Origin of the sequence: Bradyrhizobium sp. SZCCT0231, from assembly GCF_018130245.1 — a bacterium.
GTDB classification, from domain to species: Bacteria; Pseudomonadota; Alphaproteobacteria; order Rhizobiales; family Xanthobacteraceae; genus Bradyrhizobium; species Bradyrhizobium japonicum_F.
In genome coordinates, this window is the sequence record NZ_JAFCKP010000014.1 from 153,517 (window position 1) to 177,475 (window position 23,959).

The window sequence follows — 23,959 nt, forward strand, 5'->3', positions numbered from 1 at the left end:
TTGATCAGCGCAATGCGTTTGGCTCAGACGTTGGCGACTGCCCCTAGTTGCGTGAGTGGCACCTGCCGAACGGTACGCATAGCAGGGCACTTGAGGGGCCAGTGATCCGCCGCAACGGCCGACTGGAATGCATGATGGAAAAGGACCCGGAACGACGACATGGGGGAGGTTGTCGTGGAGGAAGTTCTAGAAGTATTCTTTTTCTTGATAAGCCTGGAGCTCGTCAATCTTGTTTGCGCTGCACTCTGTGTGGTGTGGATCATATGGGCGCTCGGCGCCTACGGGATACGGGGAATTTGCAGAGACTATTTGCCCGTCGTCTTGCTTGGAGGTGTCGCTCTTTTCATCGGGCTAGATGACGCGCGTACGATTGCTGGTTCGACCTCAAATCTGCCGGCCGACTTCAGGTCATCGTTCTTCATACGGCTGTTTGGGCCGAGTTACCTGAGTCTCGTTCTGGGAGCGTATGTCGGTCAGTGGCATCGCAAGAGCGCGTATCAGAAACACAAGGCTTGGTATTTGCTTTTGCCAGCTGCGACTTTCGCGCTCGTCCTGAGGGGCGCTCTCAAGTACTCTGCCACGGTCATTGCCTCTGTGCCTGAACCGATTGTACTCATCGTACTCTCCTTGATGGCAGTCGGATTGTTTGGATATGTGTGCGGCGATTGGATTGTTCGTGGTCTCGATGAATTGCGGTCAACCATCATGACGAAAGCTGAAGAAGAGAAAGCTCAACAAACGTCGTCTGAGGCAGGCAGCCGATGGCAGCAAGCAGGGAAAGCACTTGAGCGCGACGTACTGTTCGCAAGGCTCGGGTCGGCTCGACGGGAGGTTTCCCAGCCGGAGCCGCAGCCCCCGAATCCCGCGGATGCAATCGAGGCACAATCGCAATCAAGTGGCGTAGAAGTGCCGCCTGCGAGAGTTCCTCGGGAAGTGGAGCAAGCATCTATCCAGCGCGGCCAGCCCAACACGCCCTCCACTCCAGCAGCGAAAGCGGAAACAATCAACGAACCGGGACCGCCGGCATTCCTGCTTCCCACCTTGAACAAACAGTCAACTGATCAAGCAAATGAGGAACCGCCTCCTCCATCATTTCTACTGGCTCGCGAAAGGCAAAATCTGCCGGCAGTCGTGCCTGAGGTACAGGTCGCCGATGAAGAAATCCCGGCAGTTCGTCAAACACCTCGGATGCAACTCAAACTGAAACGTTCGCAGCGGCTGAGTACCTTTGGCAAGCCAATCTTCGTTCTCGATGCGCGTATGGAAATCGCACCGGAGGAGTGCGCCCTCATCGAACGTTACCGTCTTGGGGATTGCGTTGTGTACGACAGCGCGGCTCGGGAGAAATACCAAGAAGCAGCGAAGCAGCATTTGGAGCAGACAAAGGATTACGAAAAGAGCAGCTCTGGCGGTGCCGCTTTGAAGAGCCTGGGGAGAATGCTCTACCGTCTGACCCGAGCAGGTGTAAGCACCGCCCTGGCCAGCATGTCACTTCGGATCACCATCAACAGCCTTATGCGCGGAGTCCATGTCGAGTGTAAAGACATGGACGAACTGCTCGGAGCGAAGACGGCAATCGTCCAGGCTGGCGAAAACCTCCGGTCATACATCGACACCGCGGTTACCTTCGACGGGCGGGAGGAAATCCTTGAGTTCTGACCCCAACCGCCCGTCCGTTTACAGTCCCTTTTTGCGCCGGTTCACCGACGAGATCGCGCTCGACCTCTCCGAGACCATCGCCCTGTACCGGGACGTGAAGCGTGAGCACGAGGCGTCCACTTGGTCCGCCAAGGACATCGTCGAGCGAATCCACCGTCACTGTGTCGAGATCATCGAACAGGCGGCGAAATCTCCAGAGTATCAGCCACTGTGCGAAGCGCTCGACCGCTGCCAAAAGGCCATCATCAAGCAAGAAGCGACCCTTGTGTCGTTTCCGGAGATAGACTTCGGAAGCAGGCGCCTGTCCATGAAAGAGATGGTGGACCTGCGGCGCTTTCTCCGGGCGAAGCAGCATTTCCTCTCGAACCAGGACCGGGTGTTCGGGCAGCTTTGCGAAACCCTGTGCGTCCTGTTTGCGGGTATCCTCGGTGAACTTCCGCCGATATCGAGTGACGACAGTCCGACACTGAGTGTGCCGCTCGTCTCCCTTCTGCCAAAGCCCGGCGAGATTATCGACAAGCTCATCGGCACCATTATTACGACGCCACTCATCAACGCGGGCCTCTTTACCGCACTACAAAAACGACTGTACGAGAACCAGTGCCGGGTCTCAAAGGTAGACCCGAACGCCGAGAGCAGTCGTCCGCTCGTGGACGCCGAAGACGCGGATCTTCCGCCCGAAGAACTTCTCGATGCGTACCTGGGCGGCACGCCGTTTCTCGACCTCTTCAAGACAAATGTTCCGTTCGAGCTTCCGCAGCATGCCCGATTTGAGCACCACTGGATTGTCGGCGGCTCCGGTCACGGCAAGACCAACGCGCTCTCGAACCTCATCATCGACGACCTGCAGCGCGTTGCGGACGGAGAAGCTTCAATAGTCGTTATCGACTCCCAAAATTCGCTTGTTCCCACCATTGCGCACCTGCCGGTGTTCGCTCCCGGCGAAATGCTCGACGGGAAGCTGGTCCTTGTGGACGCCTCCGACGTGGAATACCCGGTCGCACTGAACCTCTTTGACGTTGGGTTGAAGCGACTTGATACGTATTCGCTCCTCGATCGCGAACGCCTGCTCAATACCGCCTCCGAGGTCATGGAGTTTATCCTCTCCAGCCTCCTGGGTGCCGACATGACAAGTCGTCAGTCGACCCTGTTTGGATTTGCGCTTCAGGCAATGCAGCTCATTCCGAACGCGACCATACATACCTTCCGCGAACTCATGGAACCCGGCGGTCGCAAGAAGTTCGCGCCGTACCTCGAAAAGCTCCAGGGCAGGGCGCGCGAGTTCTTCGATTCCCAGTTCGACGCCACCATTTTCTCGCAGACCAAGCAGCAGGTCGTCGCCCGACTGTACGCCATCTGCGAAAACCGCACCTTTGACCGGATGCTCTCCAATCCGCAGACGAAGCTGGACTTGTTCGAAGAAATCAACGCGGGGAAGGTCATCCTCATCAATACCGCCAAGGACTTGCTCAAGGGGCAGGGGACGGAGACCTTTGGTCGCTTCCTCCTGGCGCTCCTCGCCCAGGCCGCCCAGGAGCGGGCGACAATCCATCCCACCAAGCGGCTGCCCTGCTTCGTCTATATAGATGAATGCCAGGATTACCTCTCGACCGACTCAAACTTCACCATGATCCTAGAGCAGGCGAGGAAGCAGAACGTTGGGATGATCGTGGCGCACCAATACCTGTCCCAGCTCTCGCAGAACACGCTGGACAGTTTGTATGCGAATACGAGCATAAAGTTCGCGGGCGGGGTGAGCGACAAGGACGCATATGCCTTGGCGCGCAACATGCGGTGCGAGCCGTCTTTCATTGCCGAGCAGGGGAAAGGCTCATTCGCGGCGTACGTGCGCAACACGACGAAAAGCGCTGTGTCCCTGAAATTCAAGCTTCTGCATTTCGGGGCGAACGCGCGCATGAGCAACGCGGAATACGCCCGGGTTCGTGATGGCATTCGCGCGAAGTATGCGGTGCATTACACGACGTTGCTTGCGCCGCCACCGCAAACTCCCGCGCCAGTCGTAGCCGCATCGCCAACTGTCGCGCCGCCTGCCGAGCCGAAATCGGCAACGGCGCCACAAGCAGTGCCGGCGCTGCCGAAGAAGAGCAAAACGGCAGAGAAGCCGAATGAATCGTCTTCGGCGAAAGCCGAACCGGAGCCACCGAAACGGAAGAAGTGGCCGATGGAGTAAGTACAGGGCGAGAGTTGTAACAACTCTGCGAGAAATCAAAATTCGTTCGACGCGCATGCCGTAACAAGGCGACTCATCCACGTCGCTGCAGCGCACTGTGAACCTGTTCTTGTCTTCTAGTCCGGTGCATGTAGTCCGGTATGGATGTCCATACCAAACAGCACCGCCGGCCGCGCAACAATCCGCGCAAGACATCTGGGATCGTCGTCAGGACGATGCATGATGCAAAAGGCATTGCCGAGCCACTGGTCCGGTACGGCGAGCTTCTTGCTTGCCAGATCGTCGGCCTTTACAACGCAATCCACGGCTTATCGGTGACGAGCGACCATTGCCGCGCGCGGCTTGGACGGCTTTTTCACGAGGCAGAAGGATTGCCTGCCAGTGGCAAACTGCTCACGCGTCCGACATACCAGTGGCGGTACGGCTACAACCACCAGACCATCTATCGTGTTGCGCCAGGCGCTGGTCGTCTATTGATTGGCAACGGCCTTTGCGATGCGCAGATGTTACGGTGGTCAGCGGCAACTCGCATCGTCCACATGCAGGAGGACGCAGAGCGCGAGCCCTCCGACCACGATGCGGCACTCTCGTTCGTCGTCTCGTCAATCGAGATTGGTGTCAGAAGGACGCCGGGCCTGCTGTTCGTTACGCATCTTGATGTCGTGAGGAATGCGTCGCCTGCGGCACAGAGCGCGTCAAGTCCGTTCGCCATTCCAATCTCCGAATTGTCCCACATGTTCCCGGCGGGACACCATGCCACGCTCAGAGACATTCATCTCAAACCCGATGCGATCTTCGGTATCCAGTATCCTCCGGCCGACGATCCCGAGTTTGTTTTCTTCGCCGTCGAGTACGACCGGAGCACTGAGGACGTTGAGCCATCGCGCAATCTCGCCCGCGCCTCGTGGCTGCGCAAAGTTCTGTCGTATTCTGCGATATCGACGGGCCGCTCGCCAATCTACGAGAGCCATCTCAAGGTGCCGAGTCTTTTAGTGCTCTGCATTTTCTCTGACCCGCAGCGGACGGCGCACGTTATGGATCTTGTGCAGCGTTGCGCGATGGATAAAAGCCAATTCCTCTTCAAGACGGTCCCGCCCGTCGATCCGCTCTTGGTGAGCGCTCCCATGCCCACACTTTTCACAGACCCATGGCAGGGGATACGCGGACCCAGAAAACTTACAACTATCGAAAGGAGGTGAAGAGCGTGGATATCGACACTCAAATTACACGAGTGAAAGACCTTATCGCAAAACGCGAAGCGATTGACGCCGAGCTTTCAAGTTTGCTGGGCGTTACGCCGCGAGTACGCAAGACACTTCGTTGCTCGATCTGCAACGAAGAGGGGCATACCGCACGGAGCTGTGAAAAACGCTCGTCAGGGGATTGAGAAGAACGGGCCGCGCAAATGCGGCCCGTATCTCGTCGTCGGCAGTATCAGACGACATCAATTCCGATAGAACACATTTCAATGTGACGCCTCATCGACTGAATGCGGTGGAAGCGTCACCGCGCTGAATGGTCTCGACGGCATGCCGTCAATCATGACTTTCATATACGCATGGTGGTTCGGGAGCTGTAGCAGGTCGAGCTGCTCAAAACGTTCGTGGAATTCGCGCATCATATATGGCGCATCTTCGGCGCCGACCCGAAACGATACAATCGTCCCCGCATTACCGAGCACCGCATGCCGGATATCCGGGTCCAGTTGGTTCAAATACTGGTGCGCAACCGTGAAGCCGACACGGTACTTGCGCAGCTCCGAGAACATGTTGACGAGTGCCAGGGTCGTGAAGCTCTGGAATTCGTCGACGTATACAAAAAATGGTCGCCGGTTCGCGGCCGGCATGTCCGCTCGGCTGAATGCCGCAAGCCCAATCGTTGTAACGAGAAGCGCGCCAAGAAGGGACGAGCTGTCCTCTCCCAGTCGGCCCTTCGCCAGATTGACGAGCAGCGCCTTGCCCTCGTCCATAATGCGGCGGATGCGGAGGTCTTCGGCCGGCGCCGTCAAGATGCGGTTGAGGAGAGGATCGGCGAGGAAGGCCCCAATCTTGTTTTGGATTGGGGCTATGCCGTCCGCGCGATATCCGAAGGTGAACCGTTCGAATTCCTTCTCAAGGAAGGTGCGTACGGTTTCGTTTTGCAGTGACTGTGCGACGTCCTGGCGATAGTCTTTGTCTGAAAAGAGCCGGAGTACGTCCCGCAGGGTCGCATCCGGTTGCTCAAGGAGCGCGAGAAGCACATTGCGCAAAATGTGCTCCATGCGCACGCCCCAAGCGTCCGCCCACATTTTCTTCATCGCCTCCAACAGGCCCGAAGCCGCAAGTGTGATGAATTCCGGCCGCACCTGGCGAAGGGGATTGTATCCGTACGGTTGTGCAGGATCGGGAGCATTGAAGTAGATGGCGTCCTCCCTGCGGGACCGGGGAATGTGGGCTGCGACCCGCTCTACGAGGTCCCCGTGCGGGTCTATGAGGGCAAATCCGTTACCCTGCTCCAGGTCCTGGATTGCCATGCTCTCTATCAGCGTTGACTTGCCGGTGCCTGTTTTTCCGATGATGTAGATATGCGAGAAGCGGTCTTCGCTTTTGATACCGAAGACGCGCGGGTCATTGCGAAAATCGACACGCCCGAGGTGAGTGACGGTCATATCCGACCATTGTTCTCGACCATCGCGGGTATGACAGACGAGCGCGTTTGCCAAAGCGGACAAAGCGGCGGGCATGCCGTGTCGATCCGACGTGCGTTTGTGCCAATTCGGCAACATCGCACGTCTGTCGCCCCTTGCAATCCCACGCGAACATTGGCGCAGAGAAGCCTCGGTCCTGCAATTCGACACCTCAGAGTGGCGGGGTGTCGGTAGCGGGACGGAGGCGCTGCGGATTTCAGCCAGGTCCGTCCGCAGCCCTCCTCCTTGCGAACCGGTGCCCGAGATGGTTCGGGCGCCGTTAGCGAGGAGGAGAGAATGAGTACTATTGCTCTTACCAAGAAGGCCATGCGGCTCTTGGAATTGTGTGAGGCCGAGGGGTTCGAAACGGTCGAGGACCTGATTCAGGCTTCAATGACTGACAGCGTTTCGCCTGCCATCTGCATGGAATGCGCGCACGCGGCGAAGATGGAGCCCGACCAACGCGCGGGATACTGCGAAGCCTGCCATACCAATCGGATGGTGAGCGGGCTGGTTCTCGCCGATTTCATCTAGGAGGTCGGCATGACGGAAACCATCAACAGAACCGATTGCATCAGAGAATTAAACGATGCGTTCCGGCGCACGTTTTCCGGCGGACGCGTGACCATGACGGCCGGCGTAGCCGAACTTCCCGATATGGTCAGGGCTGCGGCGCTATGCGAGGTCGCGACCTTCGACAGGTTCACGGAGAACAACGATCCGCACGGGGAGCATGACTTCGGCGGCTTCGAGCTCGTCAATCGCACGTTCTTTTGGAAGATTGATTACTACGACGAGCGTTGCGACTTGGGATCGGAAGACCCCACCGACCCGGCGAAGACGACGCGCGTCCTCACATTGATGCTTGCCAGCGAATACTGACAGGCCAAGAAGGGGACGCCATTGAGACGTCGACCCTATCCGCCTCCCGCCTAGGCGCTGCGGACTGTCATCCGAGCAAGCACGGATGCCGTCGCGGGGACCATCGGTACAGCTTGTCAGGTGGCGGAAACGCTGCCATGCCCGGTCAGTGCGGAGCAAACTCGGACTGCTCTTTTTGTCCATGCCCTCGCGTCATTGCGAGGGCACTTTTCTGGGAAGGTGTGCCTCGGTAATGCAGCCCGAGGTTCACCCTGACTATCCCGAAGGCCGCCTATCGGCGGCTCTTGCGGTACTGCCTTTATCACAGCCCCTGTGCTGATCCTTGTGCTAGTAATTTCCGTGGCGTGCCGATAAAGATCGGCTGCCCACGGGTTGCCCACAAAGTGATAAAAGCTGGCTAATCTTGTTGGCTACTGAGTACAGTTGAGCTTCTCACGATTTTCCGAGTCGTTCTTTGCTTAAGCCAAGAATCCTTGTTTTCAGCGCTGTCTCGGCAAGTTGTTGAAGTGGTTGTGTTCGGTTTCGAATCCCTCCCTCTCCGCAACTGTTTCAATCGTTGTTCCATTGTTATTGGTGATTATAGCGCGGAGAATAAGCATTTTCTGGCGTGAGATATTGTTGAGCAGCCTCCTCGTTTTGCGTCGAAATCCATTCATTGCCCACTGGTTGCCCAAGAATTGCGGCAGGCATTGTCTTTGGATTCAGCATCTCAATCGCTGCGCGCAATGCCGAAGGCGCGACATGCGCATACCTCATTGTCGTTGTGATTGTGGAATGACCGAGAAGAGCTTGCACAATATGAAGCGGCGCTCCTTTCATTGCGAGGTGCGATGCGAATGTATGACGCAGCGTATGCCACCCGAATCGTCTTAGTCCCGCTTCGTCACGCACTTTGTTCAATCTGCGGATGAGGCATTGGCCATCGAATGGCTGATGAGCGTCATTCAGAAAGACGTATCCTGTTGCTCTTTTTCGCTTGAACAAGACCTCTTGGATGTCGATATCCATCGGAATATGCCGCTCTCGATTATTTTTAGGCGATTCCAATTGCTTCGTGCGGTCGCATCTTGAATGCCGCACCGTTATGATACGAGCCTCCCAGTTAATCGAGGGCCACTGGAGTCCTTTCAGTTCGCCTTGTCGCATGCCCGTCCGCAGTGCGGTCAGGATCATTTCACGTATCACGCCATCTGCATGCGCTAGCAGGAGGCTGCATTCATCGGCCGAGAGGAAGGTCGTCTGCGCCGGAGGGCATTTCAGCGGTGCGCGTTTGGGCGCTGGTCCTGGAAAGCCGTACCACTCATACGCTGTCGTTAGACATTTGCCCAAGATTGCCAGCCGGTTGTTCACGGTCTTCCGCGCAAGGCCGCCCTTGAGCACATGCGCCTTATACTGTTCGATATGATGCGTCGTAATCGCATCGACCCGCAGTGTTCCGAAAAATGGAACGAGAGACGAGCCGAGGATATATCGCTTCATTCGTTGTTCTGAGTACTTATTGTTAGGAATCACGTACTCATCGAACCACTTCCATGCGAAGTCCGCGAACAAGAGAGCTTGCGGAGCGGTCTCTTGAGGGCGATCGATGTTCTCACCTCGGGCCAATCTGTTCCGGAGCGCAGCTTCATATGCGAGCGCTCCGCTTCTTGTATTTTCGGGACTGCGTTTCCTATGCCTCACGTGGTCCGACCGAAAATCGACCCACCATGAGTTGTTAATTCTTCGTACTGCCATAGTTGTGTTAGTTGACCGGTCCGACCCGCCGCGATTGCAGGTATGACAGGATGTCGGCTTTGGCGAAGCGCAGAGCTCCGCCGACCTTGAAGAAGGGGAGGCGCCGCGCCTGTTGCAGGCGCCGCACGCTCGATACAGAAATCTTGAGCGCCTCGGCGACTTCAATGAGGGTGAGCAGCTCTATCGTTGGGCCGGACCCGGTCGATGTATTGTCAAGGATCGTTTGCACAGGGGCTGGCCCCATACTGACTCTAGATCGCCGAAAATGCGAGTCCCGCATGGGTGGGGGGAAGCTATCCGCGCCGTTCTCGTTCGAGCAGGATAGTGACGGTGAGTCAGAGCGCCGCTTGCGAGCCATGCAGCAAGCGTACGTCTACACCGAGGAGTTAAACAGGCGGGCGTATTGCTCGATCGGGCAATATCGCCTTCCTATCGCGTGCTCGCGCTCACCGATACGCTTGCCACATGGAGAGCGAGAAAGGCCAGGAGAAGAAGCAGATCGTATCGACCGTATCGGCGATTCTCGATGACGGTTCGATTGCGGAGCTGGTATATCGCTCCGAAGACAGAAAGACACTCTTCGCGGTGTACAGCGCCGGTCGGTGGACTCTGAAAGCCGGCATCGATATCAATTCGACCACCCGCCTTGCGCCGTTCTCGCCGGAGAACAATCTCATCAAGAATGCCGCCGTCCTTCTCCCGTCAGAGCCCGTTATATATGGAAGCGACGCGCGGCTCGTCTCGGACATAGCAGCCTTCATTCACCGATATGTTGATCTCTCGCCTGTCTTTGAGAAGGTCGCAACATACTATGTCCTGCTCTCCTGGCTATACGATGCATTCAATGAATTGCCGTATCTTCGCCTGCGTGGGGATTACGGGAGCGGCAAGACCAGGGCGCTGCTCACGATTGGTTCAATTTGCTACAAGCCGTTCTTCGCGAGCGGCGCATCGACCGTGTCGCCGATCTTCCATACCCTGAATGCATTTCGCGGGACGCTTATCTTCGACGAGGCGGATTTTCGTTTCAGTGATGAGAAATCGGAACTGGTGAAGATACTCAATAATGGCAACGTACGGGGCCTTCCGGTACTGCGGACCGTGATGAACCGCCAACGGGAATTCAATCCGGAGGCGTTTCAAGTCTTCGGACCAAAAATCGTCGCGGCGCGCGGGAGCTATGAGGACAGGGGACTGGAAAGCCGCTTCCTGACTGAGGAGACCGGCGCCCGGAAGCTGCGTGCGGATATTCCAATAAACTTGCCGGACTCATTCCAAAGCGAAGCGCTGGAGCTGCGCAACAAGCTGTTGCTGTATCGTTTTCACCGATTGCGGGAGGTAAAGCTCGACGAAAGCCTGATTGATCGGCAACTGGAGCCGCGCATGAACCAGATTCTGCTGCCGCTTCTGTCTGTGGTCTCGGACGAGAGCCTGCGGGCCGAGCTCCGAGCGATGGCGCGGGACACACAATTCGGCCTGGTTGCTGAGCGAGGCCTTTTGGTCGAAGCACAGGTCTTGGAAATCCTCAATGAGCTCATGACCGCCTGCACCCGACCAGTGCTCCCTCTCAAGGAAGTCGTTGAGGAGTTATGGGAACGGTACGGTGAGGAATACGACCGGCCGATCACGAACCGTTGGGTTGGCAGCGTTCTGCGCAAGCGCCTGAACATTCGTACTCACAAAAGTCACGGCGTCTACGTGGTGCCGATGAGCGAACGTGAGAAGATTGAGCTGCTCTGCCATCGCTATGGCGTTGCTGTCCTTGTCGAGGAAACGAACGGGTAGACGTGGGGACGTGGGGACGTCGTATCGAGTGCATAAGCCAAGGCGTCAAAGGCGCGTAGCGCAGCTTGTAGAGATGTCAATACGTTGTCCCCACGTCCCCACGTCCACCCGCACGTTACAATGCGGACATCGGAAATGGTTCGCACAGTGACGTGCGAAATTGCCAATCTGGCATATTCGCACGTCTGTTGCGCGAAGGTGTAATCGTCCAAGATGAGTATGTTCGGCAACCGTTGGAGTCGACCGAAAATAATATGAATTCAAACAAGAAGTTTTCATATTTGCGCTCATACCGGCTTCGGTGGGGTCTCTCGCAGCGAGAACTTGCGAATCTCTTGGGATGCAAAAGCCCCGGCATTATTTCTAAACTGGAAAAGTCGACGCGCGTGCCAAGCGTGAAAGTCGTCATTGGCTGTTTCATTCTGTTTGGCACTCGCGCTGCAGAACTATTCCCCGGCGTGTTTGATGGTGTTGAGAGTGGTGTCATGAAGCGTGTCTGGGAAATGTACGAAAAGACTCAAGGCTCCAATTCGAAAATGGCAAAAACAAAAATGGAGCTCTTCGAGGATGCCATCGAGCGCGAGAGGCAGCGCAATGAACGCGCATGATTTCACGCAGGCGGTACGAACATATATTGGCTCTGTATCCGCAGACCCGTGGATTTGCGTTTGCACTGTTCGAGGGATTGCTTGTGCCGGTGGATTGGGGAATCCGGGAAGCGCGCGGTCCCGAGAAGAATGCGCGCTGCCTCCGGAGGATCAAGGAATTATTGACGCTGTATAGCCCGGATGCCATCGTATTGCAGGACGTCCCGCAATGCGGTGATCGGCGGAAAGCCCGTATCCATGAACTTCACTACTGGATCGTAGAGCTTGCGGAGTCGGAGAAAATACCGACGCATCTATTCACCCGTGATGCAGTGTTGTCTCACTTTGCGCAGCTTGGCGCGACGAGCAAGCAGGCCGTCGCCGAGACAATCGGCAAGCACGTGCCTGCGCTGCGCCTCTACGTCCCGGCACGGCAAAGGTCCTGGAAGAACCAGCATCCGCATCTCGGGATCTTCGAAGCTGCGGCGCTCGCGTGGATGTATTTTGAATCAGCAAAGGGAAAGTCGTGAAGGGTCACTGTTCTGACTTGAATTGCTTTGCGCGGTGAAACTGTTCAGACGCTGCGATCCTGACTTGACGTTTTCATAAACAGGATTGAGATTCCCGTTGCAGCTGTATGGTTGAAGTATGCGCGGCTGAGTACGCTGCAGTGCGGTCTATGTTTGAGAAGATTTTTGGGAGGTATTTGCAATGGCTGTGAAATGCCAGCATCCAGGTTGTAGCGATGTTTCCTTCGACAACTGTGATGTTTGCGGAAAGGCGGCCTGCCGTCGTCATGGAAAACAGGTCGGCGACCGCTTTGTGTGTCGGCAGTGTATCGAGAAGGGCAGATAGGACGGTAACTTGCCGAATTTCCGCTTTGTGGTATAATTGTAGCGTATGAAATTGAGAGACAATCGGCTCGATAGAATCACCGAAATCAAGATTTCGAAGCTCGACAAGAGCAATGCAGCCGGGCTGGTAAGGCGAGAGGCTCAAGCGTTCATTCGAAAATGCTCGCCTTCAGTTGAGGACCTGTACGTCTTCGCATTGCAGAAGCTGCTTATCGCCGAAGGAAATGTGCATCATCGCCAGACGTGGCGTGGGCTCTACGATCGAGAGGCGATTGCCGAAGCAAAATTCCAGCATTCGGGTTGGCATCAGATAACGAGGAAGCTGACCAAGGTCGTCGGCGCCTAAAACTCATCGCCGGATTGCCGACTGTCTTTCGGGCGCATCAGCCTTGCAGCAAAAGAGCCCCGGGTTGGACACCGGGGCTCTGCCCTTCGCAGAAGAAGATGTTTTAGCGGTTGCCGATTCTCTCCTCGATCCACGTTTCCACTTCTTCCGCGACCCACGCCACTCGACAGGCACCCAGCTTTACCCGCTTGGGGAATTGGCCGGCGACTTCGAGCCGCGCAATGTGCGCGGGGCAGTAGGGGACACCGTAGACCGATTTGAGTTCCTTCTTTGTGACTAGCTTCCGTGTCATTGCAAATCCCTCGTGAAAGGGACGTTGCAACGCCCGGTTAGCCCTGGGCGAGGGAGAGCATAGGGTCAGATGGAAAACCAGGCAACGGGAGCATAGCGGCTCATTGCGTTGCAAAGCCTGCCGCCCGGCGTTGGGGAAGAGCAGTCTCCAGTTGTTTGCGGCTCATCTAGCTTGTATGAAGTCGGTGATCGCCAAGATCGAAATCGCGGAGCCAAAAAAGAGCCAAAAAATTGAGGAGCCAAAAATTCCTCAATGAAATCAATCCGGTCCCGTAGCTCAGCCGGATAGAGCGACGGTTTCCTAAACCGTAGGTCGGAAGTTCGAGTCTTCCCGGGATCGCCATTTTCCGAGCGTTTGCGCGGGCGCCTAAGGCCGGTATCCCTCCAAGCGTTTTTCTATCGCGACGTGTGCCGGCAGCCGGCTAAAATACGCCGGGTGCAGGGGGACGTTGCATGGCGGACTTATGGTTCTACGCGGACGGCGGGCAGAAGCGCGGTCCGCTCTCGATTTCGGACCTGCTTACGATCCTCGCTCATGTCGCCGATCCCAGGCGTGTGTTGATCTGGCGGCACGGCTTCGAGCAATGGAAGCCGGCCGGGGAGGTGTACGAGATCGCGCAGCAGCTTCTTCAATCGCCGCCGCCGGCCCCGGCATCATCGCCGGTTGAGATCACGCGCGCGCCTGCCATTCCCGCTGAAGACGCTGCTGCGTTCAAGAACGTCGAGCCTGAAATGATCGGCATCAGTGGTTGGCTCGGGCTTCTGGCCTTCGGTCAGATGATCGGTATCGTGCGGCTGGTCGTCAGTGCTGCGCAATATGTGCAGTCGATCAGCGCCGACATGTGGACGCAATATTCGATCGTATTTTGGGGCGAGATTGCGATGAACGTTGCGCTGATCGGCCTCGCAATCTGGACGGCGGTGCTCCTGTTCATGCATTCCCGCAGATTTCCAGCCTTCTTCATCGTGCAGACGATCTGTGTGGTGCTGATGCCGCTGATCGATCTGTTTTGGGTCGCATTAATCTTTTCCGTGGGCCTAAACCGTCCATTCGGCGATTTTTTCCTCGTGTCACCATTGCAGATCGCACGTTTCGTTGTCGGTGCGATCGGTGCCGCAGTTTGGATATCGTACGTGCTTCGCTCTCGCAGAGTCGCGAATACGTTCACGAACTAAGCTCCAACAAACACGGCGCGCCCGATTTGCTTTGGCGGCGTGAAAATTGCTAACAAAAACGGCCGGGCTGGAAGCGTGCCTTCCAGCTTTGTCCATGCTTGCCCCATCCGGAGACCACAATGCCTTTCGACTTGATCCTGCGCGGGGGGCGGGTGATCGACCCGTCCCAGAAGCTCGATGCCGTGACCGATGTCGCCTTTGCCGGCGGGAAGGTCGCGGCGATCGGCAGCGGGCTCAAGGCCGATCCGGGCACCGATGTGCGCGACGTCTCGCGGTTCATCGTCACGCCGGGGCTGATCGATCTGCACACCCATGTCTATTGGGGCGGCACCTCGCTCGGCATCGATGCCGAGGAATTCTGCCGCACCTCCGGCGTCACCACCTCCGTCGACACCGGCAGCGCGGGTCCCGGAAACTTCGCCGGCTTCCGCAAGCATGTGATCGAGCCGAGCCAGGTCCGTATTCTCGCCTATCTGCACGTCTCGCATGCCGGCATCTTCGGCTTCTCGCACCGGATCATGGTCGGCGAAAGCGAGGAGCTGCGGCTGATGAATCCGATCGAGGCGGCCAAGGTGGCCGATGCCAACCGCGATCTCATCGTCGGCATCAAGGTGCGCGTGGGCCTGCATTCTTCCGGTACGTCAGGGGTCGTGCCGCTCGACATCGCGCTCGAGGTCGCCAACGAGGTCGGCATGCCGCTGATGGCGCATATCGACCATCCGCCGCCGAGCTATGAGGACGTGCTCGCCCGCCTCCGCCCCGGCGACGTGCTCACCCACGCGTTCCGTCCCTTCCCCAACACGCCGGCGACCGCGCAGGGCACGGTGAAGAAGGCGGTGCTGGACGCGCGCGAGCGCGGCGTGCTGTTCGATATCGGCCACGGCAAGGGCTCTTTTGCGTTCAAGACCGCGCGCGCCATGCTCGCCAACGGCTTCTATCCGGACACCATCTCCTCCGACATCCACCAGCTCTGCATCGACGGCCCGGCCTACGACCAGGTCACGACCATGTCGAAGTTCCTGTGCATGGGCATGGAGCTGCCGGATGTGATCGCGGCATCGACGGTGAATGCGGCGATGGCGCTGCGGCGCCCCGAACTCGGCAGCCTCAAGCCGGGCAGCGTCGGCGACGCCACGCTGATTTCGGTGAGGCAAGGCCAGTTCGACTATGAGGACGTCGTCGGCGAGCACCTGACGGGGAATCGCAAGATCGTCTCGGAGGGCGTCGTCATCGGCGGCCGCTGGTGGCATCCGAATTGACGCGGCGCTAATCCCGCTCGCGATAGAATTGCAGCAGCCGCGCGCCCGCCGGTGAGAGCCAGTCGGGCGCGCCGGCGATGTATCCCTCGACGCGTCCATCTGTCCCGACGAGATAGGTGATGGGCATTCCGACGTTTGAAAACATCTCGGTGGATGCCCGGGCCGCTGCGCCATAGGCATCGACATAGCAGGCGAGGTTCTGCACGGCGAGGCCGCCGAGAAATGCGCGGATCTTGCGCAGGTCTTTGGTGTCCGTGCAGATCGCGACGATATCGAGCCGATCGGGCCGCGAGGCGGCAAGGCTTGCGAGCATCGGCAGATCGAGCTTGCAGGCCGCGCACCAGGTCGCCCAGAAGTTCACCAAGGTGACGCGGCCCGGCTTTGCCGTCACGACGGTATCCCTGCCGTGCAGGTCCTGAAGCCTGAGCTGTGGCATCGCTACGCGCGGCCGCACCAGTGTGAACTGGCTGCGGCCGGCCTCGAACACCGGCGGCCAGCTGTCCTGCGCGCCGCTCGCATGCGGGACAGCGAGAGAGGCTGCCGCGGCGATCAGGATCGATCGCCGCGACAGCGTAACGCCTTCGCTCGCTTCGTCACGCATGGATATAGGCCCAGCCCTTCAGTTGCAGATCGACGACGCGGCCGATGCCGAACGGGACGAGACTCGCGCCTGAGATCAGCGGGATCGAGATCTGCTCCTTGGCTTCCGCGATCGCCTTTGACGAGGCGCACATGCTGTAGGTGAGATTGGGCAGCGACTGCCGCAGTGTCGCGAGCGGCCCGACCAGCGGCGTCTTGTCGGCGCGGAAGACGTCGATGCCCTTGCCGTTGGCGACGACCTCGATCAGCAGCCGCGCGCCCCTGTCGGCAAAATGCTTGGACAGGTTGGCCGAGTAGCTGATCGCGTGACCCATGACATAGGGCTCGTTGCTGTCGATCAGGATCACGACGCCGTCAGTGAGGCGATCCTCCTTGGCCGCGGCGCCGCCGGCCGTGAGGATCGCGGTGCCGGCGAGCAGGCCCCTGCGGGACCATCCGTTGGCGGAGATCATGGCGACGGCGCTCCTACCGGTCAGAACTGCCGCGGCGCGATCGGTGCCTTGTTGTTGCGTCCCCACAGCACGAACAGGGCGAGCGCGAGCAGGACGACATTGAGCGGCGTCACCGCTGCCTCGCCGCGCGAGAGATGGAAGAGGAGCGCAATCACCTGCAGCACCGCGCAGCCGAGCGCGGCGAGCACCGTCAGCCGCGGCAGGATCCGCGTCAGGGCCGGCAGCAGGATGCCGATGCCGCCGGCGAGGTCGACCAGCGCGATGGATCGGACGAACGTCTCGGAATACTGGCCCGCCCACGGCATCATTGCGGCCAGCTGGGGAATCGGCGTGGTCAGCTTGACGTACCCCGCCGCGATGAAGACGAAGGCGAGGACGATTTGGGCGGCCCAGAGGCCGATGCGAAGGGCCCGACCCGGGGTGGCGGTCTCGAAGGTGGTTGTGGACACGGTGGTTCTCCAAACAGTGAGGGGGTTCCCACCATTTGATGGTTTCTCCATTTTTGATCATTATATGTTCCGGGATAGATTCATTTCCTGGATGTTGATGATCTCATGGATACCCTGGTCAGCATGAGGGTGTTTTGTCTGGTTGCCGAGCTGAAGAGCTTTGCCGCCGCGGCGCAGCGCCTGCGCATCTCCCCCGCCATGGCGAGCAAGCATGTGATGCAGCTCGAGAAGCGGCTGGGCACGCGGCTGCTCAACCGGACCAGCCGGCGCGTCAGTCTGAGCGAGAGCGGCACGCTCTATTTCGAGCAGGCCCGGCAGATGCTGGATTCGCTCGACGAGGTCGAGGCCGCCGTCAGCAAGGCGACCGTCGTTCCGCGCGGCACGCTGCGGCTGACCGCGCCGGTGTGGATGGCGAACGCGATCTTCGCGGGCGTGCTCGCGGACTACCAGGCTCGATATCCGGAGGTGCGGCTCGACGTCGATCTCAGCGGGCGCCTCGTCAATCTGGTCGAGGAGGGTTTTGATCTGGCCTTGCGCGCGACGGGCGCACCTGATGAGGCGCTGATCGCGCGCCCGATCACCAGCGTCCCGTTCCACCTGGTGGCCACCCCGGCCTTTCTCAAACGCGCGGGCCGACCGAAGACATTCGCCGATCTCTCCGGCCAGCCCCTGTTGCACTACGCGCTTTATCCGGGCGAGAGCTTCTCGCTCAACACGAACGGCACGGTCGAGACCGTCAAGCTCAATCCGGTGCTGCGCAGCGGCAACGAGACGCTGCTGCACATGGCGGCGCTGGAAGGCATGGGCTTCGCCTTCCTGCCGAAATGGCTGGTCACCGAGGACATCGCCAGCGGACGTCTCGTCCACGTCCTGCCCGACGAAGTCATCTTCGAGGGACGACTGCTCGCGGTCTATCCCAGCCGCAAATATCTGTCCGCGAAGGTGAGGACCTTCATCGACTTCGTCGCCGCCGACAAGCGGATGAGGTAGCCGCGTGCGGCACCGCGAGATCAGCGGCGTGGCGGCTGTCAGTCGCGTCCCGCCACCATGATCGCCTTGGCGAGGCGCGCCGGATCGGAGAAGCACAGCTCGTGGCTTCCCGCGACCTGCACCAGGCGGAACAGGCCGAGCTTCTCCGACAGGCGCGGATGCCAGCCATAGCTGTGCGGCAGCGCGGTGTCTTCGGTGCAGTTGATGTAGGATTTGGCCAGCGGCATCTCGGCTGGATTGGCCTTGAGCACGATCTTGTCGGTGAAGGTCGCCAGCGGATGCGGATTGAGCACGTCATAAGCGCGCTGCGCCGTCTCCAGATCGGCATCGTTGATGAAGGCCTCGCGCCAGATCGGGAAGGGCAGCACCACCGAGCCGTCGCCGCGCTCGGCCGCGATGGCGTCGAACAGTCCGATATAGTGCGGCGGCACCATGTCGTTGAGGCACTCGCCATTGTTGGGCACGAAAGCATTCCAATAGACCAGGCGGCGGATGCGCTCCGGCACGAGGTCGGCGACCCCCGTGATGACCATGCCGCCATAGGAATGGCCGAGCAGGATGACGTCCTTCAGATCGTTCTCCGCAAAATAGTCGGCGATCGACTGGATCGCTTCCTTCAGGCCGGTCGTCTTGGCATCGCCCGGACGGTTGCCCTTGATGGTGGGGGTATGGACCTGATGGCCGGCTGCGCGGATCGGCGCGGCGACCGGCTCGAACTCGGCACCGGTGTGCCAGGCGCCATGAACGAGAACGTAGGTCGACATGTTGTGGCTCCTCCCAAGGGTGTGGTTAGATTGAGGCCGCGCCGCTTTGGCCGGTGCGGTGCCGCCGCGCGTCAATTGTGGACCGGCGACTGATTGGCCGCTTGGCTGGAAGTGAACCGGATTGGTCTCGGAGTGAACCGATGCAGCAGATCGAGCGCGCCGTTCCGCCACGCCAATCGGCCTGGAATACCGTGGGCGTGCGGCCGGACGAGCAATTCGCCTATTATCGCGAGGCGATCTGTCAGGCCTTCATGAACCTGACGCCGGAGCCGGCGGCCGCAGCCGGCTTTCCGGCCAGCGTCGAGCACGTCCGCCTCGGCGATGCTGCGATCAACCGCGTCAGCTTTCCCGAACACGTGGTGCGGCGCTCTGCGGCCGACATTGCTGCATCCGACCGCAGCTGCTTCTACCTCAACCTGAAGCTCTCCGGCCGCTGTCGCATCCTGCAAGGGGATCGCGAGATCAGCCTGTCACCCGGACAGGTCGGCATCTTCGACAGCGATCGGCAGTTCGCCCTCCTGCACGATCGTGGTCCACAGTTGCGCGTTGCCTCGTTCTGGGTGCCGGCAGAGGCCCTGCGCGAACGGCTGCCCGCCTCGTTCGACGTCGCTGCGGCGCGCGTCTCCGATGACCCCTATGTTGGCCATCTCATCGTCGAGACGGCGCGCGCCCTCAGCGAGGGAGCGCTGCGCATGACCGAGGATGAGGGCGTGCGGCTGCTCCGGGCGTTGATCGAACTGGTCGCCGTGAGCCTGTCGCGGCGCAGCCGGGCAGGCGCTGCGGAGTCCGAGCGTCTTGCCGACGCAACCACGCTGGCGTTGAAGCGTGCCATTCACCGGCGGCTCCGCGAGCCCGGTCTTGCGGTCGCGGACGTCGCCGGCGCCGTCGGCATCAGCGAGCGCTACGTGCATAAACTGCTCGCACGATCAGGCTCCAGCTTCACCGATTACGTCATCGACCATCGGCTCGACGGCGCGGCAAGGGATCTCAGGGATGCTGCGATGGCGGACCGTACGATCGGCGCCATCGCGTTCGACTGGGGTTTCTCGGATCTCTCCCACTTCACGCGGCGCTTCAAGCAGCGCTTCGGCTGCCGGCCGCGCGACTGGCGCGGGCGGTGAGGGGAGTTTGCGTGCGGGCCGCTTGTGGCAACGCCGTAGCCCCGATCTCCGCTCGTCGTCCCGGACAAGCGCGCCTCAAGCGCGCGCAGATCCGGGACCCATAACCACAGGATCTAGTTGTCACGCGAAGTCGTAACTCCGAGTCTTCGTCACAACTTCTCCCTGTGGTTATGGGTCCCGGATCGGCGCTCCGCTCCGCTTCGCTTGTCCGGGACGACGAGTTGGGATTGCTGTGCAAGCGTGCGTGCCCCTCCCCGACAGCGACCTGATTACAGCGACCTCGCGATCAGCAGCTTCATGATCTCGTTGGTACCGCCATAGATCTTCTGGATGCGGGAATCGATGAAGATGCGCGAGATCGGGTATTCCTGCATGTAGCCGTAGCCGCCGAACAGCTGCAGGCATTCGTCGGCGGTCTCGACCTGCTTGTCCGAGCACCAGTATTTCGCCATCGAGGCCGTCACGGTGTCGAGGTCCTTTGCTATCAAGCGCTCGATGCACCAGTCCACGAAGACGCGCGCGATCATCGCCTCGGTCTTGCGCTCGGCCAGCGTGAAGGCGGTGTTCTGGAAATCCATCAGCGGCTTGCCGAACGCCTTGCGCTCCTTGGTGTAATCGATGGTGAGCTTGACCGCGCGCTCCATCGCGGCGACGGCTCCGACCGCGAGCGCGAGGCGTTCCTGCGGCAATTGCTGCATCAGCTGGACAAAACCCTGGCCTTCTTCCTTGCCGAGCAGGTTTTCCGGCGGCACCGTCACACTGTCGAAGAACAGTTCCGAGGTGTCGGAGGCGTGCAGGCCGATCTTGTCGAGGTTGCGCCCGCGCTTGTAGCCATCCGCGCCCGCGGTCTCGACCACGATCAGCGAAATGCCCTTGGCGCCGGCCTCGCCGGTGCGGGCGACCACGATGACGAGATCGGCGGCCTGGCCGTTGGTGATGAACGTCTTCTGGCCGTTGATGACGTAGGAATTGCCCTGTTTCTTGGCCGTGGTTTTCACGGCTTGCAGGTCCGAGCCGGTGCCGGGCTCGGTCATGGCGATGGCGCCGACCATCTCGCCCGATGCCATCTTCGGCAGCCAGCGCTTCTTCTGCTCCTCCGAGCCGTAATTGAGGATGTAGTGGGCGACGATGGCGCTGTGCACGGAGACGCCGGTGGTCAGCTCCGGCACCGTGCTTTCGAGATCGTCCAGCACGGCGGCATCATAGGCGAAGGTCGCACCCAGCCCGCCATATTCCTCCGGCACGCTCGCCAGCAGCGCGCCCATCTCGCCGAGCCCGCGCCAGGCGAAGCGGTCGACCATCTTCTGCTCGCGCCATTTCTCGGCATGCGGCGCCAGGTCCTTGGCGAGATATTTCCGGAACTGGTCGCGGAAGATTTCGAGCTCTTCGGTCATCCAGGAGGAGCGGTAGGACATGATTACCTCGGTTGGTGCGGCGTTCCGGCTTGGTAGGCCAGTCCGCCGCGGCAATTATTGTGTTTTCAGGCTGCGCCGGGGACGCTACCAAGGCGGCCGTAACAGCGTCTGTCGGGATGGCTGATTGTGGCGACCAAAGCTCAAGAGCTCAAGCTCGACATCGAGCGCATCGGGACGGTGTCGGCGATGCTGACGCGGCCGGACCATGCGCGCGGCTGCTACGTCCTCGCGCACGGCGCCGGTGCGGACATGCGGCATTCCTTCATGGAGAAGGCCGCAGCTGGCCTTGCCGAGCGCGGCATCGCGACGTTCCGCTTCAATTTTCCTTACATGGAAGAGAAGAAGGGACGTCCCGACCCGCCCGCAATCGCGCACGCGAGCGTCCGCGCGGCGGTCACGGAGGCGGCGCGGCTCTGTCCCGGTCTCAAGCTCGTCGCCGGCGGAAAGTCGTTCGGCGGACGCATGACCTCGCAGGCGCAGTCGAAAGCATCGCTGCCCGATGTCAAAGGCCTCGCCTTCCTCGGCTTTCCCCTGCATGCCGCCAAGAAGCCGTCGAGCGAGCGCGCCGAGCATCTCGCCGGCATCGCAATCCCCATGCTGTTCCTGCAAGGCACGCGCGACGGGCTTGCCGATCTGAGCTACCTCAAGCCTGTCGTCGAGAAGCTCGGCCCGAAGGCGACGTTGCATGAAATCGAGGGAGGGGATCACTCTTTCGCGGTGCTGAAGAAGTCCGGCCGTAGCAATGACGAGGCGCTCACCGAGGTCCTGGACGCCCTCGCGGCCTGGATCGATGCGCTCGCCTGACGTTCAGGCGGAATAAAGCCCCTTGTCGCGCGCCTTCTGGATCGCGAGCGCGGCGATCAGGTCGAGTGTCGGTGTCGACAGGCCGGCGGTGCGCGCGAAGGCTTGGGGCGCCTTCACCAGCACGTCGATCTCCATGGCGCGGCCGAGCTCGTAGTCCTGCAGCAGCGACGGCTTGTGGTTGGGGGCAGGGCCGCTGCGGGTGACGCGCTTGACCTCGGGAATGAAGTGCTGGGCGATCTCGTTGGCCTCGTTCAGCATGCGCGGAATCACCTCCGCGAAGGCGGGGTCGTCGCGCACGCCGCGCGCGGTCTGGCCGGTGAGCAGACACAGCACCGAGAGCGACATGTTGGTCAGCAGCTTTGACCAGATCGCCTCGCGGATCTCGGCGATCGGCGGCGATTCCAGCCGGGCATCGTTGAAGACGCCGCGCAGCCTGGTGATGCGCTCGCAATTGCGGTCGTCGCATTCGCCGATCAGGAGGCGATTGCGGTCCGGCGTCAGGTTCTGCACGACACCGGGCGCAGTCACCTCGTTGGAGGAGAAGATGACGCCGCCGATGATCCGCTCCTTCGGGATGCAGGCGCGCAGGCGCCCGCCGGGGTCGAGGAATGAAATATCGGGCGGTGTCGGGTGGCGCGGCGGCAGGCCGATACCGTACCACCAGGGAATGCCGTTCTGGGCGAACACGATCGCGGTGTCGTCCTGGAGCAGCGGCTTGATGCTGGAGACCAGCCCCTGAAGCGCGGTCGCCTTCAGCGTCGAGATCACGACGTCCTGCGGGCCGAGCTGGGCCGGATCGCCTGACGCGTTCACCTTGGCGCCGACCTCGGAATCGCCGACGCGCAGCTTGAGACCATTGGCGCGAGCCGCCTCCAGATGCGCCCCCCGCATCACGCAACTGACCTCATGGCCGGCACGCGCCAGCCGTACCGCAATATGGCTGCCGACGGCGCCCGCGCCGAAAATGCAGATGCGCATGATGGTATCCCGTATCTATCCGTTGGTGCGGTCCGGCGGCAGCATGACACAAGCCGCCATGCGATGGACGCGGCCGCCCTACGCCGGAAAGATATGGATCGGGATGCGTTGCCTCGGCCATAGTGCGTGGCAAACAACCGGAGGATCGCCGATGACTGCCAGCCCTGTCCTGTGGACCCTGGATGAACGCGGGGTTGCGACCGTCACGTTGAACCGGCCGGAGGTGAACAACGCCTATGACGGCGCGCTGATCGCAGGCTTGCTCGCGGCCATGGACGAGCTGGCTAAGAAGCCGAACCTGCGGGTCGTCGTTCTCAAGGGCAACGGCAAGCATTTCCAGGCCGGGGCCGATCTCAAATGGATCAACGGCGTGCGGCCGCAATCGGCTGAAGCGAACGAGGCGGCGTCGCGGGCGACGTTCGAAGTCGTGCAGCGGCTCAACACCGTGGCCGTCCCGACGGTCGCGTTGGTGCAGGGCGGCTGCTTCGGCGGCGGCACCGGCGTGATCGCGGCCTGTGACGTCGTGATTGCCGCGGACAACGCCCTGTTCTCCATCACCGAGGTGCGCTGGGGGCTGACCGCGGCGATCATCATCCCGCAGCTCTGCGATGCCATCGGTGTCCGCCAAGTCCGCCGTTACGCGCTCACCGGCGAGCGCTTCGGTGCCGAGGACGCCCGCCGCATCGGCCTCGTCCACGACGTGGTGCCGCTCGCCGAGCTTGAGGCCGCAGGAGCCAAGGTGGTCGAGCAGCTGCTCGCCAACGGACCCGAGGCGATGGCCGAGACCAAGAAGCTCGCGCTGGAGAGCTCGTTCGGCGGCATGGCGGTGGACGATGCCGCCTACAAGCGGCTCGTGCAGCTGCATTCGCTCAAGCGCCAGAGCGCGGAGGCCGCGGAAGGACTGGCGTCGTTCGCAGAGAAGCGTGCGGCGAGGTGGGGCGGCGGCAAAGGTTAGGC

Annotated in this window: 26 protein-coding genes and 1 tRNA gene; 17 read left to right on the forward strand and 10 right to left on the reverse strand. The window is 60.4% G+C overall.

Translation table 11 applies throughout. The features are described 5' to 3' along the window. Positions 1 to 159: 159 nt before the first annotated feature. From JQ566_RS26505 to JQ566_RS26520, 4 genes are all read left to right on the forward strand, one after another. Positions 160 to 1,659, forward strand: coding sequence for a hypothetical protein (locus JQ566_RS26505; RefSeq protein ID WP_212377866.1), 1,500 nt, complete (start codon positions 160 to 162; stop codon positions 1,657 to 1,659). Beyond that, the gene (locus JQ566_RS26510) at positions 1,649 to 3,850 is read left to right on the forward strand and encodes an ATP-binding protein (RefSeq protein ID WP_212377868.1); all 2,202 of its coding nucleotides are present in this window, start codon (positions 1,649 to 1,651) and stop codon (positions 3,848 to 3,850) included. Before JQ566_RS26505 ends, JQ566_RS26510 begins: the two co-directional genes overlap by 11 nt. Positions 3,851 to 3,990: 140 nt before the next feature. After that, entirely contained in the window at positions 3,991 to 5,049 is a 1,059-nt protein-coding gene (locus JQ566_RS26515) for a hypothetical protein (RefSeq protein WP_212377870.1), read from the forward strand. 5 nt (positions 5,050 to 5,054) lie between these two features. Further along, positions 5,055 to 5,237 (forward strand): hypothetical protein, encoded by a 183-nt coding sequence (locus tag JQ566_RS26520; RefSeq protein WP_212377872.1) that lies wholly within the window; start codon positions 5,055 to 5,057, stop codon positions 5,235 to 5,237. A gap of 78 nt (positions 5,238 to 5,315) precedes the next feature. Here JQ566_RS26520 and JQ566_RS26525 read toward each other — a convergent pair whose 3' ends face one another. Next, positions 5,316 to 6,572, reverse strand: coding sequence for a type IV secretory system conjugative DNA transfer family protein (locus tag JQ566_RS26525; RefSeq protein WP_212377874.1), 1,257 nt, complete (start codon positions 6,570 to 6,572; stop codon positions 5,316 to 5,318). A gap of 240 nt (positions 6,573 to 6,812) precedes the next feature. Between JQ566_RS26525 and JQ566_RS26530 the strand changes: the two genes are divergently transcribed. Together JQ566_RS26530 and JQ566_RS26535 are read left to right on the forward strand one after the other, a co-directional pair. Beyond that, positions 6,813 to 7,049, forward strand: a complete 237-nt coding sequence (locus tag JQ566_RS26530) for an SH2 domain-containing protein (protein WP_212377876.1) — start codon at positions 6,813 to 6,815, stop codon at positions 7,047 to 7,049. Positions 7,050 to 7,058: 9 nt separating this feature from the next. Further along, positions 7,059 to 7,397, forward strand: coding sequence for a DUF3768 domain-containing protein (locus JQ566_RS26535; protein WP_212377877.1), 339 nt, complete (start codon positions 7,059 to 7,061; stop codon positions 7,395 to 7,397). A 567-nt stretch (positions 7,398 to 7,964) separates the two neighbouring features. Here JQ566_RS26535 and JQ566_RS26540 read toward each other — a convergent pair. Both JQ566_RS26540 and JQ566_RS26545 read right to left on the reverse strand, forming a co-directional pair. Then, a complete protein-coding gene (locus JQ566_RS26540; RefSeq protein WP_249139819.1) occupies positions 7,965 to 9,131 on the reverse strand; it encodes a tyrosine-type recombinase/integrase in 1,167 nt (388 codons plus the stop codon). Between the two features lie 7 nt (positions 9,132 to 9,138). Continuing rightward, positions 9,139 to 9,360, reverse strand: coding sequence for a helix-turn-helix domain-containing protein (locus JQ566_RS26545; RefSeq protein WP_212377881.1), 222 nt, complete (start codon positions 9,358 to 9,360; stop codon positions 9,139 to 9,141). A gap of 236 nt (positions 9,361 to 9,596) precedes the next feature. On the opposite strand from JQ566_RS26545, the gene JQ566_RS26550 reads away from it, so the two are divergent. The 4 genes from JQ566_RS26550 (at position 9,597) to JQ566_RS26565 (ending at position 12,703) form a co-directional block, all read left to right on the forward strand. Beyond that, on the forward strand, positions 9,597 to 10,916 hold the full coding sequence (locus JQ566_RS26550) for a hypothetical protein (RefSeq protein WP_212377883.1): 1,320 nt from the start codon (positions 9,597 to 9,599) through the stop codon (positions 10,914 to 10,916). 254 nt (positions 10,917 to 11,170) lie between these two features. Further along, positions 11,171 to 11,524 carry a helix-turn-helix domain-containing protein gene (locus tag JQ566_RS26555; RefSeq protein WP_212377885.1) on the forward strand — a complete coding sequence of 118 codons (354 nt, stop codon included), beginning with the start codon at positions 11,171 to 11,173 and terminating at the stop codon, positions 11,522 to 11,524. Further along, on the forward strand, positions 11,521 to 12,033 hold the full coding sequence (locus JQ566_RS26560; protein ID WP_212377887.1) for a hypothetical protein: 513 nt from the start codon (positions 11,521 to 11,523) through the stop codon (positions 12,031 to 12,033). Before JQ566_RS26555 ends, JQ566_RS26560 begins: the two co-directional genes overlap by 4 nt. A gap of 370 nt (positions 12,034 to 12,403) precedes the next feature. Further along, positions 12,404 to 12,703: a hypothetical protein gene (locus tag JQ566_RS26565; protein ID WP_212377889.1), complete on the forward strand. Its 300-nt coding sequence runs from the start codon at positions 12,404 to 12,406 to the stop codon at positions 12,701 to 12,703. A 103-nt stretch (positions 12,704 to 12,806) separates the two neighbouring features. Here JQ566_RS26565 and JQ566_RS26570 read toward each other — a convergent pair whose 3' ends face one another. Further along, positions 12,807 to 12,995, reverse strand: a complete 189-nt coding sequence (locus tag JQ566_RS26570; protein ID WP_212377891.1) for a helix-turn-helix transcriptional regulator — start codon at positions 12,993 to 12,995, stop codon at positions 12,807 to 12,809. A 265-nt stretch (positions 12,996 to 13,260) separates the two neighbouring features. Here JQ566_RS26570 and JQ566_RS26575 point away from each other — a divergent pair. From JQ566_RS26575 to JQ566_RS26585, 3 genes are all read left to right on the forward strand, one after another. After that, a tRNA-Arg gene (locus tag JQ566_RS26575) sits at positions 13,261 to 13,337 on the forward strand. Between the two features lie 110 nt (positions 13,338 to 13,447). Further along, entirely contained in the window at positions 13,448 to 14,170 is a 723-nt protein-coding gene (locus tag JQ566_RS26580) for a DUF2569 family protein (protein WP_212377893.1), read from the forward strand. Positions 14,171 to 14,289: 119 nt separating this feature from the next. Beyond that, positions 14,290 to 15,429 carry an amidohydrolase/deacetylase family metallohydrolase gene (locus tag JQ566_RS26585; protein WP_212377896.1) on the forward strand — a complete coding sequence of 380 codons (1,140 nt, stop codon included), beginning with the start codon at positions 14,290 to 14,292 and terminating at the stop codon, positions 15,427 to 15,429. A 7-nt stretch (positions 15,430 to 15,436) separates the two neighbouring features. Here the strand turns inward: JQ566_RS26585 and JQ566_RS26590 are convergent, their stop codons facing one another. The 3 genes from JQ566_RS26590 to JQ566_RS26600 are packed head-to-tail and all read right to left on the reverse strand — an operon-like array spanning position 15,437 to position 16,930. Further along, on the reverse strand, positions 15,437 to 16,030 hold the full coding sequence (locus JQ566_RS26590) for a TlpA family protein disulfide reductase (RefSeq protein WP_212377898.1): 594 nt from the start codon (positions 16,028 to 16,030) through the stop codon (positions 15,437 to 15,439). Then, complete coding sequence (locus JQ566_RS26595) at positions 16,023 to 16,481, reverse strand: DsrE family protein (RefSeq protein WP_212377901.1); 459 nt, start codon at positions 16,479 to 16,481, stop codon at positions 16,023 to 16,025. Before JQ566_RS26595 ends, JQ566_RS26590 begins: the two co-directional genes overlap by 8 nt. Before the next feature lie 20 nt (positions 16,482 to 16,501). Next, positions 16,502 to 16,930 carry a DoxX family protein gene (locus tag JQ566_RS26600; RefSeq protein ID WP_349643357.1) on the reverse strand — a complete coding sequence of 143 codons (429 nt, stop codon included), beginning with the start codon at positions 16,928 to 16,930 and terminating at the stop codon, positions 16,502 to 16,504. 105 nt (positions 16,931 to 17,035) lie between these two features. Between JQ566_RS26600 and JQ566_RS26605 the strand changes: the two genes are divergently transcribed. Next, entirely contained in the window at positions 17,036 to 17,920 is an 885-nt protein-coding gene (locus JQ566_RS26605) for a LysR family transcriptional regulator (protein WP_212377905.1), read from the forward strand. A 38-nt stretch (positions 17,921 to 17,958) separates the two neighbouring features. Here JQ566_RS26605 and JQ566_RS26610 read toward each other — a convergent pair whose 3' ends face one another. Then, a complete protein-coding gene (locus JQ566_RS26610; protein ID WP_212377907.1) occupies positions 17,959 to 18,684 on the reverse strand; it encodes an alpha/beta hydrolase in 726 nt (241 codons plus the stop codon). A 140-nt stretch (positions 18,685 to 18,824) separates the two neighbouring features. Here JQ566_RS26610 and JQ566_RS26615 point away from each other — a divergent pair, with 140 nt between their 5' ends. Continuing rightward, positions 18,825 to 19,805: a helix-turn-helix domain-containing protein gene (locus JQ566_RS26615; RefSeq protein ID WP_212377909.1), complete on the forward strand. Its 981-nt coding sequence runs from the start codon at positions 18,825 to 18,827 to the stop codon at positions 19,803 to 19,805. A 269-nt stretch (positions 19,806 to 20,074) separates the two neighbouring features. Here JQ566_RS26615 and JQ566_RS26620 read toward each other — a convergent pair whose 3' ends face one another. Continuing rightward, positions 20,075 to 21,220, reverse strand: coding sequence for an acyl-CoA dehydrogenase family protein (locus JQ566_RS26620; protein WP_212377911.1), 1,146 nt, complete (start codon positions 21,218 to 21,220; stop codon positions 20,075 to 20,077). A 126-nt stretch (positions 21,221 to 21,346) separates the two neighbouring features. On the opposite strand from JQ566_RS26620, the gene JQ566_RS26625 reads away from it, so the two are divergent. Continuing rightward, positions 21,347 to 22,024 carry an alpha/beta hydrolase family protein gene (locus tag JQ566_RS26625; protein ID WP_212377913.1) on the forward strand — a complete coding sequence of 226 codons (678 nt, stop codon included), beginning with the start codon at positions 21,347 to 21,349 and terminating at the stop codon, positions 22,022 to 22,024. 3 nt (positions 22,025 to 22,027) lie between these two features. Here the strand turns inward: JQ566_RS26625 and JQ566_RS26630 are convergent, their stop codons facing one another. Beyond that, complete coding sequence (locus tag JQ566_RS26630) at positions 22,028 to 23,002, reverse strand: ketopantoate reductase family protein (RefSeq protein ID WP_212377915.1); 975 nt, start codon at positions 23,000 to 23,002, stop codon at positions 22,028 to 22,030. Between the two features lie 151 nt (positions 23,003 to 23,153). Between JQ566_RS26630 and JQ566_RS26635 the strand changes: the two genes are divergently transcribed. Next, the gene (locus JQ566_RS26635; RefSeq protein ID WP_212377917.1) at positions 23,154 to 23,957 is read left to right on the forward strand and encodes an enoyl-CoA hydratase-related protein; all 804 of its coding nucleotides are present in this window, start codon (positions 23,154 to 23,156) and stop codon (positions 23,955 to 23,957) included. Positions 23,958 to 23,959 lie beyond the last annotated feature (2 nt).

Coding starts and splice junctions, on each gene's coding strand:
- JQ566_RS26505 (WP_212377866.1), top strand. CDS start 160: ATGGGGGAGGTTGTCGTGGAGGAAGTTCTAGAAGTATTCTTTTTCTTG.
- JQ566_RS26515 (WP_212377870.1), top strand. CDS start 3,991: ATGGATGTCCATACCAAACAGCACCGCCGGCCGCGCAACAATCCGCGC.
- JQ566_RS26525 (WP_212377874.1), bottom strand. CDS start 6,572: ATGCCCGCCGCTTTGTCCGCTTTGGCAAACGCGCTCGTCTGTCATACC.
- JQ566_RS26530 (WP_212377876.1), top strand. CDS start 6,813: ATGAGTACTATTGCTCTTACCAAGAAGGCCATGCGGCTCTTGGAATTG.
- JQ566_RS26535 (WP_212377877.1), top strand. CDS start 7,059: ATGACGGAAACCATCAACAGAACCGATTGCATCAGAGAATTAAACGAT.
- JQ566_RS26540 (WP_249139819.1), bottom strand. CDS start 9,131: ATGGCAGTACGAAGAATTAACAACTCATGGTGGGTCGATTTTCGGTCG.
- JQ566_RS26550 (WP_212377883.1), top strand. CDS start 9,597: ATGGAGAGCGAGAAAGGCCAGGAGAAGAAGCAGATCGTATCGACCGTA.
- JQ566_RS26555 (WP_212377885.1), top strand. CDS start 11,171: ATGAATTCAAACAAGAAGTTTTCATATTTGCGCTCATACCGGCTTCGG.
- JQ566_RS26560 (WP_212377887.1), top strand. CDS start 11,521: ATGATTTCACGCAGGCGGTACGAACATATATTGGCTCTGTATCCGCAG.
- JQ566_RS26565 (WP_212377889.1), top strand. CDS start 12,404: ATGAAATTGAGAGACAATCGGCTCGATAGAATCACCGAAATCAAGATT.
- JQ566_RS26570 (WP_212377891.1), bottom strand. CDS start 12,995: ATGACACGGAAGCTAGTCACAAAGAAGGAACTCAAATCGGTCTACGGT.
- JQ566_RS26580 (WP_212377893.1), top strand. CDS start 13,448: ATGGCGGACTTATGGTTCTACGCGGACGGCGGGCAGAAGCGCGGTCCG.
- JQ566_RS26585 (WP_212377896.1), top strand. CDS start 14,290: ATGCCTTTCGACTTGATCCTGCGCGGGGGGCGGGTGATCGACCCGTCC.
- JQ566_RS26590 (WP_212377898.1), bottom strand. CDS start 16,030: ATGCGTGACGAAGCGAGCGAAGGCGTTACGCTGTCGCGGCGATCGATC.
- JQ566_RS26595 (WP_212377901.1), bottom strand. CDS start 16,481: ATGATCTCCGCCAACGGATGGTCCCGCAGGGGCCTGCTCGCCGGCACC.
- JQ566_RS26605 (WP_212377905.1), top strand. CDS start 17,036: ATGGATACCCTGGTCAGCATGAGGGTGTTTTGTCTGGTTGCCGAGCTG.
- JQ566_RS26610 (WP_212377907.1), bottom strand. CDS start 18,684: ATGTCGACCTACGTTCTCGTTCATGGCGCCTGGCACACCGGTGCCGAG.
- JQ566_RS26615 (WP_212377909.1), top strand. CDS start 18,825: ATGCAGCAGATCGAGCGCGCCGTTCCGCCACGCCAATCGGCCTGGAAT.
- JQ566_RS26620 (WP_212377911.1), bottom strand. CDS start 21,220: ATGTCCTACCGCTCCTCCTGGATGACCGAAGAGCTCGAAATCTTCCGC.
- JQ566_RS26630 (WP_212377915.1), bottom strand. CDS start 23,002: ATGCGCATCTGCATTTTCGGCGCGGGCGCCGTCGGCAGCCATATTGCG.
- JQ566_RS26635 (WP_212377917.1), top strand. CDS start 23,154: ATGACTGCCAGCCCTGTCCTGTGGACCCTGGATGAACGCGGGGTTGCG.